The 17,383-nt window shown below is 38.0% G+C and carries 18 protein-coding genes and 1 tRNA gene; all 19 read right to left on the reverse strand.

The features are described from left to right. Positions 1–5: 5 nt before the first annotated feature. The 19 genes from J7K93_12530 to J7K93_12620 all read right to left on the reverse strand — a co-directional run bounded on the left by J7K93_12530 (position 6) and on the right by J7K93_12620 (position 17,341). A complete protein-coding gene (locus J7K93_12530; protein MCD6117835.1) occupies positions 6–461 on the reverse strand; it encodes a TIGR00725 family protein in 456 nt (151 codons plus the stop codon). A 20-nt stretch (positions 462–481) separates the two neighbouring features. Then, positions 482–1,774: an asparagine--tRNA ligase gene (gene asnS / locus J7K93_12535; protein ID MCD6117836.1), complete on the reverse strand. Its 1,293-nt coding sequence runs from the start codon at positions 1,772–1,774 to the stop codon at positions 482–484. Between the two features lie 19 nt (positions 1,775–1,793). After that, on the reverse strand, positions 1,794–2,810 hold the full coding sequence (locus J7K93_12540) for an NAD(P)H-dependent glycerol-3-phosphate dehydrogenase (protein ID MCD6117837.1): 1,017 nt from the start codon (positions 2,808–2,810) through the stop codon (positions 1,794–1,796). Continuing rightward, entirely contained in the window at positions 2,807–3,460 is a 654-nt protein-coding gene (plsY, locus tag J7K93_12545; GenBank protein ID MCD6117838.1) for a glycerol-3-phosphate 1-O-acyltransferase PlsY, read from the reverse strand. The genes J7K93_12540 and plsY overlap by 4 nt, the downstream gene beginning before the upstream one ends. Positions 3,461–3,471: 11 nt before the next feature. Continuing rightward, positions 3,472–4,491: a phosphoribosylformylglycinamidine cyclo-ligase gene (locus tag J7K93_12550; GenBank protein ID MCD6117839.1), complete on the reverse strand. Its 1,020-nt coding sequence runs from the start codon at positions 4,489–4,491 to the stop codon at positions 3,472–3,474. Then, positions 4,475–5,011, reverse strand: coding sequence for a DUF4416 family protein (locus J7K93_12555; protein MCD6117840.1), 537 nt, complete (start codon positions 5,009–5,011; stop codon positions 4,475–4,477). The genes J7K93_12550 and J7K93_12555 overlap by 17 nt, the downstream gene beginning before the upstream one ends. 618 nt (positions 5,012–5,629) lie before the next feature. Continuing rightward, positions 5,630–7,597 carry a chemotaxis protein CheW gene (locus J7K93_12560; protein ID MCD6117841.1) on the reverse strand — a complete coding sequence of 656 codons (1,968 nt, stop codon included), beginning with the start codon at positions 7,595–7,597 and terminating at the stop codon, positions 5,630–5,632. Positions 7,598–7,612: 15 nt separating this feature from the next. After that, entirely contained in the window at positions 7,613–8,281 is a 669-nt protein-coding gene (locus J7K93_12565; GenBank protein MCD6117842.1) for a response regulator, read from the reverse strand. Positions 8,282–8,298: 17 nt separating this feature from the next. Continuing rightward, positions 8,299–9,657, reverse strand: coding sequence for a response regulator (locus J7K93_12570; protein MCD6117843.1), 1,359 nt, complete (start codon positions 9,655–9,657; stop codon positions 8,299–8,301). Between the two features lie 19 nt (positions 9,658–9,676). Continuing rightward, positions 9,677–10,051 (reverse strand): response regulator, encoded by a 375-nt coding sequence (locus tag J7K93_12575; GenBank protein ID MCD6117844.1) that lies wholly within the window; start codon positions 10,049–10,051, stop codon positions 9,677–9,679. Next, complete coding sequence (locus tag J7K93_12580) at positions 10,052–11,317, reverse strand: PAS domain S-box protein (GenBank protein MCD6117845.1); 1,266 nt, start codon at positions 11,315–11,317, stop codon at positions 10,052–10,054. Next, positions 11,301–11,744 carry a response regulator gene (locus J7K93_12585; GenBank protein MCD6117846.1) on the reverse strand — a complete coding sequence of 148 codons (444 nt, stop codon included), beginning with the start codon at positions 11,742–11,744 and terminating at the stop codon, positions 11,301–11,303. Before J7K93_12585 ends, J7K93_12580 begins: the two co-directional genes overlap by 17 nt. Next, positions 11,737–13,263, reverse strand: a complete 1,527-nt coding sequence (locus tag J7K93_12590) for a PAS domain S-box protein (GenBank protein ID MCD6117847.1) — start codon at positions 13,261–13,263, stop codon at positions 11,737–11,739. The genes J7K93_12585 and J7K93_12590 overlap by 8 nt, the downstream gene beginning before the upstream one ends. Positions 13,264–13,265: 2 nt before the next feature. Continuing rightward, positions 13,266–14,102, reverse strand: coding sequence for a response regulator (locus J7K93_12595; protein MCD6117848.1), 837 nt, complete (start codon positions 14,100–14,102; stop codon positions 13,266–13,268). A 207-nt stretch (positions 14,103–14,309) separates the two neighbouring features. Beyond that, positions 14,310–14,804: a hypothetical protein gene (locus J7K93_12600; GenBank protein MCD6117849.1), complete on the reverse strand. Its 495-nt coding sequence runs from the start codon at positions 14,802–14,804 to the stop codon at positions 14,310–14,312. A gap of 23 nt (positions 14,805–14,827) precedes the next feature. Next, positions 14,828–15,337 carry a hypothetical protein gene (locus J7K93_12605; protein ID MCD6117850.1) on the reverse strand — a complete coding sequence of 170 codons (510 nt, stop codon included), beginning with the start codon at positions 15,335–15,337 and terminating at the stop codon, positions 14,828–14,830. A gap of 31 nt (positions 15,338–15,368) precedes the next feature. Then, on the reverse strand, positions 15,369–16,010 hold the full coding sequence (locus J7K93_12610; protein MCD6117851.1) for an iron-sulfur cluster assembly scaffold protein: 642 nt from the start codon (positions 16,008–16,010) through the stop codon (positions 15,369–15,371). 24 nt (positions 16,011–16,034) lie between these two features. Then, complete coding sequence (locus J7K93_12615; GenBank protein ID MCD6117852.1) at positions 16,035–17,198, reverse strand: cysteine desulfurase; 1,164 nt, start codon at positions 17,196–17,198, stop codon at positions 16,035–16,037. 68 nt (positions 17,199–17,266) lie between these two features. Beyond that, a tRNA-Pro gene (locus J7K93_12620) sits at positions 17,267–17,341 on the reverse strand. Between the last annotated feature and the right edge of the window lie 42 nt (positions 17,342–17,383).

Genomic DNA, 17,383 nt, shown 5'->3' on the forward strand with positions numbered 1-17,383 from the left:
TTTAATCAAACCTTTTTTTCGAGTATTGCAAAAAGAGCCGCTACTGCGGATTCAGGAGTTTCTTCATGAATTATTTTATCTGAGATTTCCCAGCTTTTTAATGACACAACCGGTATTCCCTTCTGCAATGCGAAACTAATTTCTGACAATGTACCGAATTTTCCGCTGACTGCAATCACACCGCATACTGAATTAATGATAAGTGCATTCCTTGCTGATCCCATACCAGTTGCAATTACATAATCAACAAAAGCATTTGCATCCTCCGGTTTGTCTGCAGGAATAATCCCGATTGTAACGCCGCCGAATTCTTTAGCTCCTCTGCACGCAGCTTCCATTACGCCTCCCATACCACCGCATACAAGAGCCGCTCCCCTCTTTGCAATTTCGCATCCGACTATGAAGGCATCATCCAGAATTTGAGATGATTCTGATCTGCCTCCTATTACGCCTATCTGCATTTTATGCATGCCTGCTATCCTTACGGTGTCAGCCTGTGCATTAATCTCGGGAACGGAATTGTTTCCCTTACATGAGGAAGCTTGCAGATCCACGCAACAGTACGTTCAATGCCAAGCCCGAATCCGGAATGAGGCACACTACCGTATTTTCTGAGGTCAAGATACCAGTCAAATGCTTCAACAGGCAGTTCCTGTTCCTTAATACGGGACACAAGGACATCATAATCCTCTTCACGCTGACCGCCTCCGATTATTTCACCGTATCCTTCAGGCGCAAGAACATCAACGCCAAGGGCTTTTGTGGGATCTTTTTCGTCGTGTTTCATATAAAAGGCCTTAATTGCCGCAGGATACCTGTGAACCATGACCGGCCTGTCAAATTCATCGGAAATAATTGTTTCATCAGCTCCGCCGAAATCATCGCCGTATTCAAAATCAGCATTGTTTTTCTTAAGTATCTCTGTTGCCTCGTCATAAGATATTCTCGGGAACGGTGCTACAACTTTTTCAAGAGGTGCAGTATCTCTTTCTATCACTTTTAGTTCTTCCTGCCTCTCTTCAAGTACTCTTTGAACAATGTATGACACAAACTCTTCTGCAAGTTTCATATTGTCATCAAGGTCAGCATATGCCACTTCCGGTTCAATCATCCAGAATTCAGTAAGATGCCTGCGTGTTTTGGATTTCTCTGCACGGAAGGTCGGGCCGAAGCAGTAGACTTTTCCGAATGCACCGATTGTTGCTTCACTGTACAGCTGGCCGCTCTGAGTCAGATAGGCTTTCTGTCCGAAATAATCGGTTTCAAACAGAGTTGTTGTACCCTCACATGCAGCAGGCGTAAAAATTGGTGCATCAACAAGTGTAAACCCTCTGTTATCAAAGAAATCCCTGCATGATTTTATTATTTCATGACGAATTTTCAGTATAGCATGCTGTCTCATAGACCTTATCCACAGATGCCTGCGGTCCATGAGGAATGCAGTTCCGTGCTCTTTCGGAGTAATAGGATAATCCTTTGCAAGCTGCTGAATTTTTACTGTGCCAAGCTGCAGTTCATAACCTCCGGGAGCTCTTTTATCTTCAGCAATTTTTCCTGTAACAATAACAGATGATTCCTGAGTGATTTTGTCGCACTCCTCAAAAGAAGAACTGTCAACATCTGATTTTGATGCAACGCACTGAATAAGTCCTGTACCGTCACGTACAAGCAAAAACCACAGTTTGCCGCTTGATCTTTTATTATAAAGCCAGCCTCTGACTTCTACCTCTTTTCCTGCGTAATTTGAAACTTCGTTAATGTACACGTGCTCCATTGTTACCCCTTTTTCTTTTTCATCCCCATTTTTCTGCTTTCGGATCTCTGGTCATAAGGTCTCTTACAGCATCTCTCGGATCTTTGCCTTCAAAAAGAACTCTGTATACCTGGCCTGATATAGGCATTTCTATTCCTTTTTTTATTGACAGGTCATGCACAGATAAAGTTGTCTTCACCCCTTCGGCAACCATGACCATTTTTTCAAGAACCTGATCCAAAGTTTTTCCTTTTCCGATTTCCTCACCAAGATACCTGTTTCTGCTGTGTCTGCTGGTACAGGTAACAATAAGGTCTCCCATACCGGACAGCCCTGCAAATGTCATCGGGTCAGCTCCCATTGCTGTTCCCAGCCGTGTGAGTTCAACCATTCCTCTATTCATCAATGCTGCTTTTGTATTGTCTCCATATCCGACACCGTCACTTATTCCTGCTGCAATTGCAATTACGTTTTTTAAAGCTCCCCCCAGTTCAACACCTGCCACATCAGTACTGGTATAGACTCTGAAAACTTCATTCATAAATATTGCCTGTGCTTTTTCCGCAGTTTCCCGGCTTTCCGAAGCAATAACAACAGCTGTCGGAATTTTTCTTCCCACCTCTTCAGCATGACTCGGCCCTGACAGTACTGCAATCTTTTGAGTAGCGGCCTGAGATAGATTTTCTTCCAATACTTTCGATAAACGTATTAAAGTTTTATTTTCTATACCTTTGCTGCAGCTTATAATAATTGCATCTCCAAGCATGAACTTGTCAACATTTTCAGCAACGCGCCTGACAATATGAGAAGGGACAACAAATAATATAAAATCTTTATTTTCAACTGCTGTCTGCAAATCCGAAATTATTTTAATAGAGTCCGGAAGTTTGACTCCGGGCAGAAAATTATTGTCTTCTCTTTCCGAAGTTAGTTTTTCACAGCGTTTTTTGTCAAATTCCCATAAAGTAATTTCATGGCCGTTAGAGTTAAGAAGTACTGCAAGAGCAGTGCCCCAGCTTCCGGCCCCAAGGATTCCGACTTTTACTTTATCTTTCACTTTACACCTTTTGGTTCTGCTGCTTTTCTGTTCCCGAATTTATTTTCAGTTCCCTTAATCAGTCTTTTGATGTTAGTTCTATGTGTAATTAATATCAGCAGTCCAAGCACAAATCCTAAAATTAAAAGAGGATTTGATACATCTTTATACAAAACATATTTTTGTATTGATAATACTGCAGGAATTGTAATTCCCGCTGCAATTGATCCGAGAGATACAATTCTGACAAGAAGCACAATTATAAGCCACACACCAAAAGCAATCAGCGACGGTATTGGAGTAAGTGCAAGAAGGGCTCCGAATGCTGTTCCCACGCCTTTTCCGCCTTTAAAACCTGCAAACATAGTCCATATATGCCCGCATATTGCAGCCATTCCTGCAAGAATTTTTATCAGATCTGCATTAACGACACTGCTGCCTATTCCTATTCTTGAGATAAAAAGCACTGCTGCAGCGCCTTTGCCGATATCAATTAACAGCACTGCGAGCGCAGGCTTCCACCCCATTACACGGAATACATTTGTCGCGCCTGCATTTTTGCTTCCGTAATTTCTTATATCGTCTTTAAGAACTATTTTACCGGCAATTATTGCGGTAGGAAAAGAACCAGCGAAATAACTTAGAATAATTGCAGCTGCGATCTGAAACATTATCCCTCCTCCTAAGCTCTGCCGGCCTGTACAGTTCCGATAACAACAGGTTCTTCGCCTTCATCTTCCAATATCTTCATAAGAGGTGTAACTACTTCCGGCCTGATAATTAAAATAAACCCTATTCCAAGATTAAAAGTCTTGCGCATCTCTTCATCAGGCACGTTTCCCGCTTCCTGAATAAGCCTGAAAACAGGCGGTACAGTCCAGTTTCGCCAGTCAATTTTAAGTGTAAGGCCATCAGGAAGCACGCGAATTGTATTTCCTATTATGCCGCCTCCAGTAATATGCGACATACCTGAAATTTTTACTTTACCTAGAAGAGGCGAAATAACATTAAGATAACTTTTATGAACTGCAAGCAGAGCCTCTGCTACGGTTGTGCCCAGTGCATCAATATAGGTATCAGGTTTATAACCTGCTGCATCAAAAAGTACTTTTCTCGCAAGAGAATACCCGTTTGTGTGCAGCCCGCTTGAAGGAAGCCCCAGAAGCATATCTCCATCTTTTATCTCTCTTCCGTCAATAATATCTTTTTTATCTACAATACCTGTAATTGACCCTGCAAGGTCATAATCTCCCTCTTTATAGAAGCCTGGCATTTCTGCCATCTCTCCTCCTATAAGTGCACAGCCATTATTTTTACACCCCCTTACCATTCCGCTGATTATCTGTTCCACAGCATCGGGTTTTAATGTGCATGTGCCTATATAATCAAGGAAAAATAGCGGACGCGCGCCGCCTACAAGTATATCATTTACCGAATGATTTACCAAATCTTCGCCGATTGTATCGTGTTTTCCTGTCATTATTGCGACTTTAAGCTTTGTTCCCACACCGTCAATAGAGCTTACAAGAACCGGTTCCGCATAGCCCTTAATATCCGGCATAAAGAAACCTCCGAATTTGCCAATATCCGTAAGGACATTATCATTAAAAGTCGTACGCACTGCAGATTTTATACGGCGTACAGCTTCTTTTCCTGCTTCTATATCAACACCTGCATCTTTATAACTAATCTTTTTTGTCATATCTGTCTCCGGATAAATATTTTTCTCTCACTCTTTTCAGAAAATCAATAACTGTATCCGATTTATAATCAGGGAAAGTCCAGGGATGCGGCCGGAAATCATTCTGCCTGTACTGCAGCTGAAGATCTCCGTAAACACCTTTTCCTATGTAAATTCTATGGGCAAAATTCTTTGCAGATGCAACAACAAGTTTTGAGCCTGAAAGATATGCAGGGTCAAGATTAACCCTTCTATTGTTTTTTTCTGCAAATTCCTTTTCAATCTCATTAGTTTCTGTCTTAATTTGTGCAAGTTCTCCCGGGTTTATCAAATTTTCAAAACTAATAAATAATTTCTTGAGATATTTGCCCATTTCCCGTTCATAATAATCCGTATATGAAAAATCGAACTCATTACTTCTGTCATCAACCTCGCCGTATAAATATATTAATCTCTCTTCTACTTTATTAAGATCTACTCCTTGCGCGAATGTTACAGCGAATATAAGTTTGACAGGCTTAACTTTTCTAAACTCAGCCACAGGATGCCCTTAAATTTTCTTTTTTTAATAAGGGGGGAATTGCTGTTAACTGCTTAATTGTCGTTCGTTTAATATCGAAAAATCCTTGAAGAATGTCAAGCGATTTTCATTAACATTTACTTTAAAAAAAAATAAGAAAAAAGGATAAAGGATAAAAAAAGACAAAAGACAAAAAAACAGTTGTTTGCCGGCATCTGGAAATTTCCGTTAAAAAAATATTAAAAAACGAACGTCCCGAGAATCGGGAGGAAACCAAGGGAGGAGGGGTTAATCAATAATGTATTTAAAACCCCCACCCCTCCTCTGGATGCCCATTTTCATGGGCACGACAGGATTGAGAATTTTTTCTCCGGCATCTGAAAATTTCCCTTAATTTATTTTAAATTCTTTTAATTCGTGTTAATTTGTGTAATTCGTGGATTAATTAGTGGATCAAGAGGTAAAATTCAACATCTCTTTATCTTTTAATTCAAAATTCAACATTTAAAATTCAAAATTTTTCTCTTCTAATTCACTATTTAAAAATAATCCCCCAATGCCGTCAAGCAGGCCTTTATCACAACCATAGGATAGGCATTTATACAAATTTATAAATATAAAGGCTCTATAAAAGCCGATTTACACATTTTCATTATTGTACACAGTCTCTACTTCATCATGCTGTTTCTGTGTCATTATTTTTTCAATATCAAGCAAAATGAGAATATCATCTTTAATTTTTGCGAATGCCAGAATAAATTCCGTATTCATATTTGTTCTGAAACCGGGAGCATCATCAATATTATTCTTCATAACATCAATTACAGCAATCACTTTATCAACAACAACTCCAATCTGGACAGAACCTTCCAAAGATTCGAATTCAAGTACAATAATCCTGCATTTTCTATCACAATCTCTGTGTTCCAGCCCCATGGCAAGACGAAGGTCAATTACAGGTATAACCCGCCCCCTGAGATTCATAATTCCGGTTAATATTGGATCGGATTTCGGAACAGAACGCATAGGAGCGAATTGTATAATTTCTCTTATACTCATAATATCTATTCCGAACTGCTGGTCTCCTAGATCAAAAGTTAAATATTTCCCTTCAATTCTTCTATCTTCAGCAATTATATCTTCTCCTTCGTCAACTCTTGAGCTGAGAATATCCATGGCCCTTTCACCTGCGCTGTATCCTGTTGTTTTTTTTGCGGCACTTCCATTAACACCACAGGCAGCATCTGCAAATCTAAGATCAACAAACTCATCAAGATCAATAATCTTTCCGATATTCATCTGATCGTGCATATAGTGCTGAACCCGCTCAAGGTCCTCTTTTACAGGATAAAGATCGTCTGTAGTAATTCCCAATGGTTCCGTCAGAACATTTTTCACAAGCTGCGGTTTAATTCCCAGGCTGCCGTCAGGATCAAGGAACGATACCCCAATCTCTGCAGCAAGCCCTGGCTTTTCAGAAATAAATTTTCCAGCTTCTACGAGATATTTTGAAAACTCATATACAGCATCCGAATATTGATCAATAATTTCATCCCGCAATGTTACTACACAGCAAGGATGATCTTCCCACAACTCTTTTGAAAAAAACTGCAGAGAAGCATCCCCTGAAGCAATGGCTTTTGTACCAAGAGGTTCAGCAACGAGATAACCGCAGGCATCAGGGTTTTCAGCCAGCAGATTGGGCATTTTAATGGGAGGAACAACTTCAAAATTCACATCCGTACCTTCTCCTCCTGTAAAACTTGCATTAAGCCCTATATTATCGAAAAACATATGCGCCAGCATGTGATGAATCGACAGCATGTGGGGGATGTAAAAAAATTTATTCCTGAAAAAATCCTGATACGGCTTTTGGTAATCCCCTCCTTTATTATTCCTTACAAAAATACTTCCGTTTTTATGAGCAAGAAGCACCAGTTTGATTGGAACGCCGTAACCGAACAAATCCATGGCAATGGGTGCAAGAACGCATGCTCCGTCAACACTCCCGCTCTCCAGCCCGCTGCTCACAGGATTCCAGCTTTCCATGCAGACTGTTTCAAGCTCAAAATATTCCGGAGAAACTTTACCTGAATCAATCATATGTTTAAGTACACCGAGAACAAGATGGTCTGTAATCTGAATATGTGCAACACGGAATATCACCTTACCCGATTCACTGATTTTCGGCTCCCATGTTCCTTTTTTATTCCCCTCACTCGGGCCGCTGAATGCTTCTTCAATCTTTTTACTTAACTCTTCAGCATTAAATGGTTTTGCAATAAAACTGCTGACTCCTGCATTAGACGCTTTTTCAACCTCTTTTTTCTCACCGCGTCCTGTTGCCATAATAAAAGGGACATCTTTAAAATTCGGTTTCGATCGGACCCATTGCAAAAGCTCATACCCGTTCATGTTCGGCATGTTCCAATCACTGATTACAAGCTCAATATCTTTTTCTTTCTTTAATTTATCAATCGCCTCATTCCCGTCTTTTGCTTCAATGATATTAGAAAACCCTATGCTTTGAAGAGTTTTTTTCTCCATTGACCTCATTACACCGGCATCTTCAACCAATAAAACTACAATGTCCCTGCTAACCGCCATCTTTTCCTCCCTCATCTATTTTACAGCTTCTTTTAATTTTCCATTCTCATCAACTAATTCAGGATAGAGCTTCTTTAAACAATCAGGACAATAGCTGTGTGTAAATTCAGCCTCAGAATGATTTTGGATATAAACTTCCACTTGATTCCAGTATCCTTCATCATCTCTAACTTTCTTGCAGTTGGCACAAATAGGGATGAGTCCGCTGAGAGTCTTAACTTTTGAAAGAGCCTCTTCAAGTTCATTAATCAATTTTTCCTTTTCAAGCTCAAGGCTTTTTCTTTCAATTGCATACCATATAGACCTCGCCAACAGGCTGCTGTTAACCGTACCTTTTACAAGATAGTCCTGTGCCCCTTCTCTTACTGCATCCACAGCTATCTTTTCATCATTCAATCCGCTCATAACGATAATTGGTATCTGGCCGGCATGTTCTCTGATACTCTTGAAGGTATCCAGGCCGCTGCTGTCAGGAAGGGTTAAATCCAAAAGGATAATATCAACAGCTTTTTTATTAAGTGCAGCTGTAGCTGCATGAATACTTTTCTCCCACTCAAGATGATACCTGGATAAGATTGACCCTTTCCCCTCCTGATCCACAAACATTTCATGAATGAGGCGGGCATCACCTTTATTGTCTTCTACAAGAAGAATGCTTATATCTTTTACTTGATTTTCAGACACTTTACTACCCTCTTTTTTCAAGTTATAAATAACTGGTTCCATTCAGGTTTATCTGTTTTAGAGAGCGTTTCCTGTACGTTCTTTCTTAATTCATGTATGTCAACAGGTTTTCTAATATATGGCATTATTGTCTGCCCTCCGGTGACTTCCATTAGAATATTCCTGTCAAGATGAAAACCGCTTATTATTATTAAAGGTATATGCCTGCTGTTAAATTGATTTTTTACCTTTTCAATAAATTCATATCCGTCAATTCCCGGCATCATTAAATCCAGAATTATTAAATCGGGTTTTTCATCTTCCAAAATCCTTAAAGCATCTTCCCCGTCTGTTTTGCCAATTACACGGTACTTATCTCTCTCAAGTACATCTTTAACAAGCATCACAGTATTAAGGTCATCATCTATGATCATTACTGAAGGGACAGGCTCTTTTGTTATTGAAAAATTTATAGAAGTATTGTTATTTCTGTTCCTGCTCAGCCATATTCTTCCCTTATGGCTCAATATACTTGCTCTTGCAATGACCATGCTTAAAATCTCTTCATTTGACATCTCTCCCATAGAAGCCTGCCCGTTTATAAAGACCCTGTTAAATGCACCTCTTGAGAAATCGTGGAATTTTCCTGCAATTGTAAATATTATATCTGATTCAGTATCAACAACGTTAACCAATAACTTATCATTCTGATCAGAATAATAAACACAGAAGCCCAATATTTCAATAATTGCATTCTTTATTTTATCAGAATCCGCATAAACAAATATCTCATCATCAGAGAATGACTTATCAACAGAAAGATTCTTCTCTTTTAAAAAACCATTGGAAGCATCAAGAGACTGCATCACAACTTGGTTCATATTGAAAACGCTTCGCTTTAAACTAAAATATCCTGCTGCTATTGCTGAAAAATCCGCAAGTTTCTCAATAGGCATTATTATTTTTTCAAAGGATTCTCTAATCTCCAATAATTTTTTAATATTCCCGGGTGAGAGTGACTTTTCAGAATCAACAACAAATTTATCAACCTTTTCCCGCATAGTCAGCATATTAATCTTTACGTTCCGGTTTAAAATACCAGGTATTGCATCCCTTAAGGCCTTAACATATTGGTCACTTTTTCTTTTTTTATAATGTTTTGCCGCCTCTTTTTCTTTTTTCATTACAATTATTGATATCATGCTGCTTGACAAAATAATTACAAACACACCGAGAAGCCTTATCCATATTGTAATCGAATCTCCTGGCAGCAGATATTTGAAGAAATATTTACTGCCGGATAAAAATTCATCTCTCAAAGTATCGAGAAGCCAGTACAACATACTGAAAAACACACCTGTCAGCATGATTTGAGTATAAATTTTTTTCTTTTTCATATTGTACATATCCCGATTTTTATGATAACATTGTTTCTACGGTATTCAACAGATCATCTTTTTCATAAGGTTTTCTGATTATCCTTTTCACTCCGTATTTATCTGCAGTTTTCTTAATAGAATCGTCTATTATTCTCCCTGTCAAAATAATTACTGGTATTGTAGATGTCATAGGAATTTTACTGATACGATCCAAAAGCGAAAAACCGCCGCCTGCAGGCATCATAAGATCTAATATTATCAGATCCGGATTTGATCTTATTGCAGATTGAGTACCTCCGTATGCATCAGTTGAAATACTGACATCATATCCTGCAGACTGCAGCCTCACTGCAATCATTTTTGCATATTGGATCTCATCCTCAACAACGAGAATTTTCTTTTTATTTTCCACTCACGCTTCCTTGCTGACAACAGGGGAATTAACTATTTGGTTTTCCATACCTTTTACATTATATACAGGTATAGTGAAAAATATATCCGTACCTTTTCCTAAAACAGATTCCGCCCAAATTTTTCCGCCATGCCGCTCAACAATCCTTTTACAGAGCGCTAAGCCTAATCCTGCACTTTTTTGATTATTCCTATTCCCCAGGCTTTCGAATAATCCAAAAATCTTTTCTGAATCTTTCATGTCAAATCCGATACCATTATCAGAAAATCTAAACTTCCATAATTTCGAATTTCTTTCTGCATGAATATTTATTACACATGTTTCATTCCTTCTGAATTTAATGCTGTTTGAAACAAGATTTTGAAAAAGATGCCCTAACTGCACATTATCGCCTAAAATTACCGGCAGTTCATCTTTAATAATTACAGCACCGCTCTCCTCAATTAAAAATCTTAAATCCGAAAGAACTTTTTCAAGAACCATGTTTGTATCCACAGCCCTGAATTTTCGGCCGTGTGTATTTACCCTTGCAAAATCAAGAAGCCCTTCAATCATTTCCTGCATCCTCTTTGCACCCTGTACAGCAAAATCAATAAAACTTCTTCCGTCTTCATCAATAGAATCTTTATACCTCTTTTCAAGAAGTGTTAGAAACTCTGACACCATTCTGAGAGGCTCTCTTAAATCGTGGGATGCAAAATACGCGAATTGTTCAAGATCATTATTGGAACGATATAGCTCTTTATTTAATTCCGCCAATTTCTCCTCTGCCTGTTTCCGCGGAGTAATATCTTTTATTACACCTCTATAACCTTCAAAAGTGCCGCCTTCCGAGACTATTGGGATTCCTGTTAATGAGATGCATACCTTCAGCCCATTCTTATTTTCGGTCCACCATTCAAGCTCATTAATTATTTTTTGTTTTACCGATAGTTCATTAAATTCTGTTTCACCCTCTCCACCCAGAAACTTTGATAAATTTTTATTTATAATTTCATGCGGTTCAAAACCTAAAATAGATTCTATTTTCTCTGAGCTGTATATACAAATTCCCTTTTTGTCCGTCTCCCATATCCAGCCTGCCATACTTAAAACAATATCTCTGAACCTTTCCCCGCTTTCCCGCAGAGCCTCGTCAAGTATCTGCCTCTCTGAAATCTCAAGTTTCAAAGCATCATTCTCAAGAACCAGCCTTTTGTTCTCATCTTCCAGCTTCTTCTCTGCTGTGCCGACAAGGACATCGATTTTTTCAGTTCTTTTCCTCATAAAACGGCAGCCTTACTGTTTTAAACCAAAATCTGTCAATAGTATCAATAATTTTGAAATATTCTTCCACATCTACAGGTTTCACAATAAAACAATTTGCATGAAGATCGTAAACCATATTCACACTTGCACGAGAATCGTCTGTTGACATAATAATTACAGGAATCAAACGAAGAGTTCTGTTATTTTTTATTATTTCCAATATTTCCCAGCCGTTCTTCCCTGGCAGGTTTAAATCCAGAAATATTAAATCGGGAGAAAGTTCAGGATTTTCAGCTACTCTTTTTAAAAGATACTCAATTGCCTCATTTCCGTTACTCTGTACAGTAATTTCATAATTCCGGTATCTGCCGAATGCTTCTTTTGCCAGCCAGATATCTCCCTCGTTATCCTCAACAAGAAGAATGTTGTATTTATTATTACTCATCTTCCGTTTCATACTCTTTTTTAGGTAGCGTAAAAATAAATTCAGATCCTGTGTTATTTCGTGATTCCGCTTTTATTGTCCCTTTGTGATGTTCAATTATTTTTTTACACATAGCAAGCCCGATTCCCGTTCCCTGAACAGAATCATCCTTATCAAGCCTTTCAAAAATATTAAACATTCTTTGTGAATCCTTCACCTTAAACCCGGGGCCGTTATCTGTAACACAGAACTCAAAGAAGTGATCTGTTTCCCTTACAGAGATATCTATTTCAGGCCTCTCTTTATCACAAAATTTAATTGAATTTGTAATTAAATTCTGAAAGACCTGGCCCAGCTGAATTGGATCGCCTGTAATGACAGGTAAATTCTTTTTTGTGATTTTTGTATCTGTCTCATCAATATAAAACATCAAATCAGCCTGCACTTTTTTCAGAACATCATTTAAGTCAACATTTGAAAATTTCGTTTTCCTTGTTGTCAATCTTGAGAAATCAAGCAGGTCTTCAATCATAGCCTGCATCCTAACAGCGCCATTGGAGGCAAAATTTATAAAACTGTCGGCATCCTCACCAAGCCGGCCCTTGTATCTTTCCGAAAGAAGCCTCAAAAACTCTGTGACCATTCTGAGCGGTTCCCTTAAATCATGGCTCGCAACATAGGCGAATTGTTCAAGTTCGCTATTAGACCTCTCAAGTTTTCGATTTAAATCTCTTAACTTGTCTTCTGCAATTTTTCTCTCGGAAATGTCCCTGCTTATGCCCAGAATGCCTTCAGGTAAATTTGAATTATTTCTAATAAGGGATATTTTTGTTTCAGTCCATATATCTTTATTCTCTATTGTCCTGAACGGAAGTTCGATCATTATAGACGAAAATTTATTATTTTCTGCTGTAATTTCCGTTAATTTTCCCAATTCTTTTTCCAGGACAACCTTTGCCTCGTCAGCCATAATATCCAGCCAGGGTTTATTAATTATTTCATCGCTTTCATATCCCAGAAGATTTTTCACAGAAGGGCTTGCAAACGTAATTTCAAGGTCGTAATTAACTATCCATACAAAATCACTCATATTCTCAGCAAGAAGCCTGTATCTGCTCTCACTTCTTTCAAGTGCCTCCTCAGCTTCACGCCTTCTTGTTACATCAGTAACTATCAGCATTACAGAAGATACAGCATCTTCTTCAAAAACAGGGCCGAACCTTACCTCATACCAGGCCTGTGCATTCGGATTTCCACTGCCTCTGCAAATAATACTATCAGGCCTGCCGGATTCAAAAACCCTGGTTATGTGCTCGTTAAATATCTCCGTATATTCTGTATCTGTAAATGCTTCAAACTTTTGCCCTATAACTTCTTCTTTTAAAAATCCGGGGAGTTTTCTGTTTACATAAGTAATTTTCCCTCTTTTATTGATATTCATAATAAAATCGGGAGAATTGCGCAATAGAACTTCGAATCCTTCGGCCTCAGGAAAATTGTTGCTTCTTTCAGTCAATGTACCCATATAAGGCATTTCCATTTTCAGAATAACTCCTGTAAATCATGCACTATAGACCATGCATTTTTCTGAACTTCCGCAGAAATTTTATGTTCATCAAAAATAATAATCAAATTTTGAAATTTCCCGTTTTTCGAATACAGAAAATATTTTTTTTGTATTATTTTTTTAATTATTCCATTTATCGTTTTAAGATAAAGCCTCTGTATAGCAGGCCCTCTTTCAGTAATGATCCTGCTGCTGAAATTTATTCTTCTCCGGACACAATCAGAATCTCCATATGTTTTATAAATCAAATCAACATTTGATCCTATGGTTTCTGTTTCAGGCCATTCTGTTATACCTGCCGCTCTATTATTAATCATATTTATTTCACCTGCATCATCAACTAAAATTACCCCCGCGGACAATCTTCCTATCATACTGACAAGTTTCATATAGGCCATGCCCATCTTCTGCTCGAATTCAGCTTTATCCAAAGCGCATTTAATCGTTAAATTCAGCTCTCTTGAGTTAAATGGTTTTTGTATATAGCCGTAAGGATTTGTCGCCATGGCCCTGCCGTATGTATTCTCATCAGTATTGGCTGTTAGAAAAATTATCGGTATATTGAACTCCTTTCTAATTTTCTGAGAAGTCTCAATACCATCCATATTGCCCTTTAATTTAATATCCATCAAAATAACATCAGGAGTATGGTGATAAAGCTTTTCAATAGCATCAATGCCTTCATCAACAGACCCGATAATTCCATACCCCATTTGTTTTAAATGTTCCTGCAATTCAAGAGACACAATCCATTCATCTTCAACAATGAGTACAGATGGTTTCTGAACAGTCTTCAATTCCGCCGTATTCATAAATCTCCCTGGAAGCAATGATATTTTTCAATTTATATCAGGGCAAAGTTCTTGCCATGAAGCCTATTTTTCAGATTTAAATTGGGCATGAAAATAAAGGAGTTACACGTAGAAATGCAATTTATTTAAAGTGAAATAATAAAAGGCAGGGAATTTCTACCCTGCCTTAAGTAATTTTTTCTTACCGGGGAAATATTCTATGTTTAATTATTTATTTAGATTTTCATTTAACTTATCAGCAACAGTTTTAACAGCAGACATTATGTGTTCTGTTTTTGATGCAGTATTAATGATAACTAAGTACTGTTTATTTAAAAATGAATATATTTTAATCTCACTACTGTCTTTGATATTGTACTCCGGGTTATCAATCAGGATAGAATCAGACAACATTTCGGCAATGCTGTCGTTTCCTGATTTATAAATAGTAACTGTAAATGATGAATCAATATTACTGCCCCAACAATAGACAGCCTTTCCCATTTTATCAATTTTTGCGCTCAATCTCTGTTCTATCTCGCCCGCTCTGCCTGCAGCAATCTCTGAATGTTTATATTCCACAGGCATATTGTCCCATGACCATCCCTTTTCAAATCCAGGTCCGGGAAAAAGCGTCCTTAAATCATTTTTATCACCCTTATCACAAAAAAGAGAAACTGAAGCTAATGCAATTATTACAAATAAAATCCGGTTCCTTGTCATTTTTACTCCCTTATTAACTAATACTAATTCTCATTCTTTCCTTTCACAGCAACTATTATGGAAGAAAACCTTTTTAACCATTTATGCCTTACTTTAGCATCCTCATTTGAACGCGGTTTAACCTTGCTCCAGCTGTATGCCTGGCTTTCCAGAATTGAAGCCCATTCTCTTGCCTGTTTTATCAGCTTATCTGCACTTTGCTTATCTTTTTTATCTTTATCCCACTCTGCCTCGACAATTCTTGAAAAAACAATTGAGTATGTTTTAATGCTCCTGCAAGCTTCCCATGCAAAATGATCTGTAGGAGGGAATGTGTGGTTACTCAAAGAATCATTGATTTTGTGTAAAATGTCCAAAGACTTTGTATAATCTTTATCCAGCCAGCATTCTGCAGCTTTATTAATAATAGTCTCTGTTTTCGTCAAATACTGCTCAATGCTGACCTGTCCGAAAATAGGGCCTGCAAACACATTAAAAACAAACAAAAAACAAATACAGAGTCGTATCCAATGTTTTATTTTAAAATCTAACATAGACTACAATCTTAATCCTGTTTGAAAATTTCTATCCCTCATCCCTGAAAATCACCTCAACGTTTTTAACATCCCACAGAGGTTCTATTCTCTCTATTATCTCATTTCTTATATTATTTGCAAACTGATGTTCAGGGGCTAAATTTACCCATACAGAAACATTTCCCTCATCAATCTTTACATCTGATACAAGTTTTGTTTTTACAATATCAACACCAACAATGGGATTTATCACTCTTGACAATCTTTTGGAAACTACCTTCTCATCAGTCGGTATTTTGTTTTTAATCAGGCCATGCTGATGTTCATAGTTTTCAATTGCAGTATGCAGCGCATCAACTGCAAGTACAGCGCAGTGAACCTTAACAGGAGGCAGCCCTCCAAGGGCTTTATCCGCTTCTTTCCAGTTGATCTTCTTTGCATCACCAATGGATTTTCCTAATGCAAGGTCTGTAATAATTGATCCTGTAGCAATATTTGAAGCGCATCCGTATGACTCAAACTTTACGTTACTGATTCTTTTTGTTTCTTCATCAATCTTGAGATAAAGTTTTACCATATCTCCGCATGCAGGGCTTCCCTCTGTTGCCTTTGCGTCAGCATCCTCTATTTTACCTACATTATGCGGATGCCTGAAATGATCTAAAACTATATCAGAATACGGCATTGACATATCTATTCTCCGTTAAATATTTATTTATGACATAGGGCTTATTTTTCTTAATGTATCAACAATCTCTCTGGAAGCATCTACTGCTTTATCAATTTCTTTAATATTGTTAAATTTACTTAATGTAAATCTTATTGAGCCGTGGGCTCTCTCATGGCTGAACCCCATTGCCATCATTACATAACTAGGCTCAAGCGAACGTGAAAAGCATGCAGAGCCGGTTATTACTGCTATTCCCCTCATATCAAAGTGCAGGACGACTGATTCTCCTTCTATTTTATTAAAGGAAACATTAACATTTCCGGGAAGACGTCTGCTTAAATCCGCAGGCCCGTTCAGAACAACTCCTTCGATTTCTGAAGTTAATCTGCTAACAAGTCTTTTCTGCATACTCCTTATCTTACTGATATCTTCGGTATTTGCAAGTTCAACTGCTTTTGCAAAGCCCACAGCACCCGCAACATTTTCTGTCCCAGGCCTTATATCGAATTCATTGTATCCGCCATGAAAAATTTTCTTTAGATTAGTTCCCTTCCTCACAAAAAGAGCGCCTATTCCCTTAGGCCCGTGAATTTTATGTGCAGATAGAGATAAAAAATCAGCAGGAATTTTTTTAAGGTCAATATTAATATTAGTAAAAGTCAAAACTACATCCGAATGAAAAAGCACTCCGTTTTCTTTACAGATCTCTGCAATTTTATCAATATCCTGCAATGTACCGGATTCCTGATTTCCATGCTGAATCGACACAAGAAGAGTTCTTTCATTAATTGAATCTTTAAGCTGGCCCATATCAACAAATCCCTGGTTATCAACTTTAAGATATGTTACAGAATAGCCCTGCTCTTCAAGCCATCTGCAGGAATGAATAACGCTGTTGTGTTCTATCTCTGAACAAATTATATGATTTTTATTCTCATCTGCACCGTACACTACTCCTTTTACTGCAAGATTGTTTGATTCTGTCCCGCCTGAAGTAAAAATAATCTCCTCCGGCAAAACATTCAACTTACCTGCAATTATATCTCTTGATCTGTCAAGAGCATCTCTTGATCTGATTCCCGGTGTATGGCTGAACTGAGAAGATGCTACTGCATAATTCTCTGTAAAATACGGAATCATCGCTTCAACAACAGCAGGGTCCGTTTTTGTTGTAGAAGCATTATCAAAATAGATTAAATTATCTTCCATTATTTCTCCACAAAAAAAGGGTTATACCGATATTCACTTTCCTCAGCAGAACCCTTTGGCAAATTTTGTCGGGGTGGTGAGATTTGAACTCACGGCTTCCTGCTCCCAAAGCAGGCGCGCTGACCGAGCTGCGCTACACCCCGTAATACTCTTATCAAACGGATATAAAGATACGCTATTTTTAC

It is taken from the genome of bacterium (assembly GCA_021158245.1).
Classification (GTDB): domain Bacteria; phylum Zhuqueibacterota; class QNDG01; order QNDG01; family QNDG01; genus QNDG01.

Bases quoted from the DNA above. Each gene is read 5' to 3' on its own strand.
- J7K93_12585 (MCD6117846.1), bottom strand. From the start codon at position 11,744: ATGAGTAATAATAAATACAACATTCTTCTTGTTGAGGATAACGAGGGA.
- J7K93_12610 (MCD6117851.1), bottom strand. From the start codon at position 16,010: ATGTCAATGCCGTATTCTGATATAGTTTTAGATCATTTCAGGCATCCG.
- J7K93_12580 (MCD6117845.1), bottom strand. From the start codon at position 11,317: ATGAGGAAAAGAACTGAAAAAATCGATGTCCTTGTCGGCACAGCAGAG.
- J7K93_12595 (MCD6117848.1), bottom strand. From the start codon at position 14,102: ATGAATACGGCGGAATTGAAGACTGTTCAGAAACCATCTGTACTCATT.
- J7K93_12600 (MCD6117849.1), bottom strand. From the start codon at position 14,804: ATGACAAGGAACCGGATTTTATTTGTAATAATTGCATTAGCTTCAGTT.
- plsY (MCD6117838.1), bottom strand. From the start codon at position 3,460: ATGTTTCAGATCGCAGCTGCAATTATTCTAAGTTATTTCGCTGGTTCT.
- J7K93_12550 (MCD6117839.1), bottom strand. From the start codon at position 4,491: ATGACAAAAAAGATTAGTTATAAAGATGCAGGTGTTGATATAGAAGCA.
- asnS (MCD6117836.1), bottom strand. From the start codon at position 1,774: ATGGAGCACGTGTACATTAACGAAGTTTCAAATTACGCAGGAAAAGAG.
- J7K93_12530 (MCD6117835.1), bottom strand. From the start codon at position 461: ATGCAGATAGGCGTAATAGGAGGCAGATCAGAATCATCTCAAATTCTG.
- J7K93_12570 (MCD6117843.1), bottom strand. From the start codon at position 9,657: ATGAAAAAGAAAAAAATTTATACTCAAATCATGCTGACAGGTGTGTTT.
- J7K93_12615 (MCD6117852.1), bottom strand. From the start codon at position 17,198: ATGGAAGATAATTTAATCTATTTTGATAATGCTTCTACAACAAAAACG.
- J7K93_12560 (MCD6117841.1), bottom strand. From the start codon at position 7,597: ATGGCGGTTAGCAGGGACATTGTAGTTTTATTGGTTGAAGATGCCGGT.
- J7K93_12605 (MCD6117850.1), bottom strand. From the start codon at position 15,337: ATGTTAGATTTTAAAATAAAACATTGGATACGACTCTGTATTTGTTTT.
- J7K93_12590 (MCD6117847.1), bottom strand. From the start codon at position 13,263: ATGGAAATGCCTTATATGGGTACATTGACTGAAAGAAGCAACAATTTT.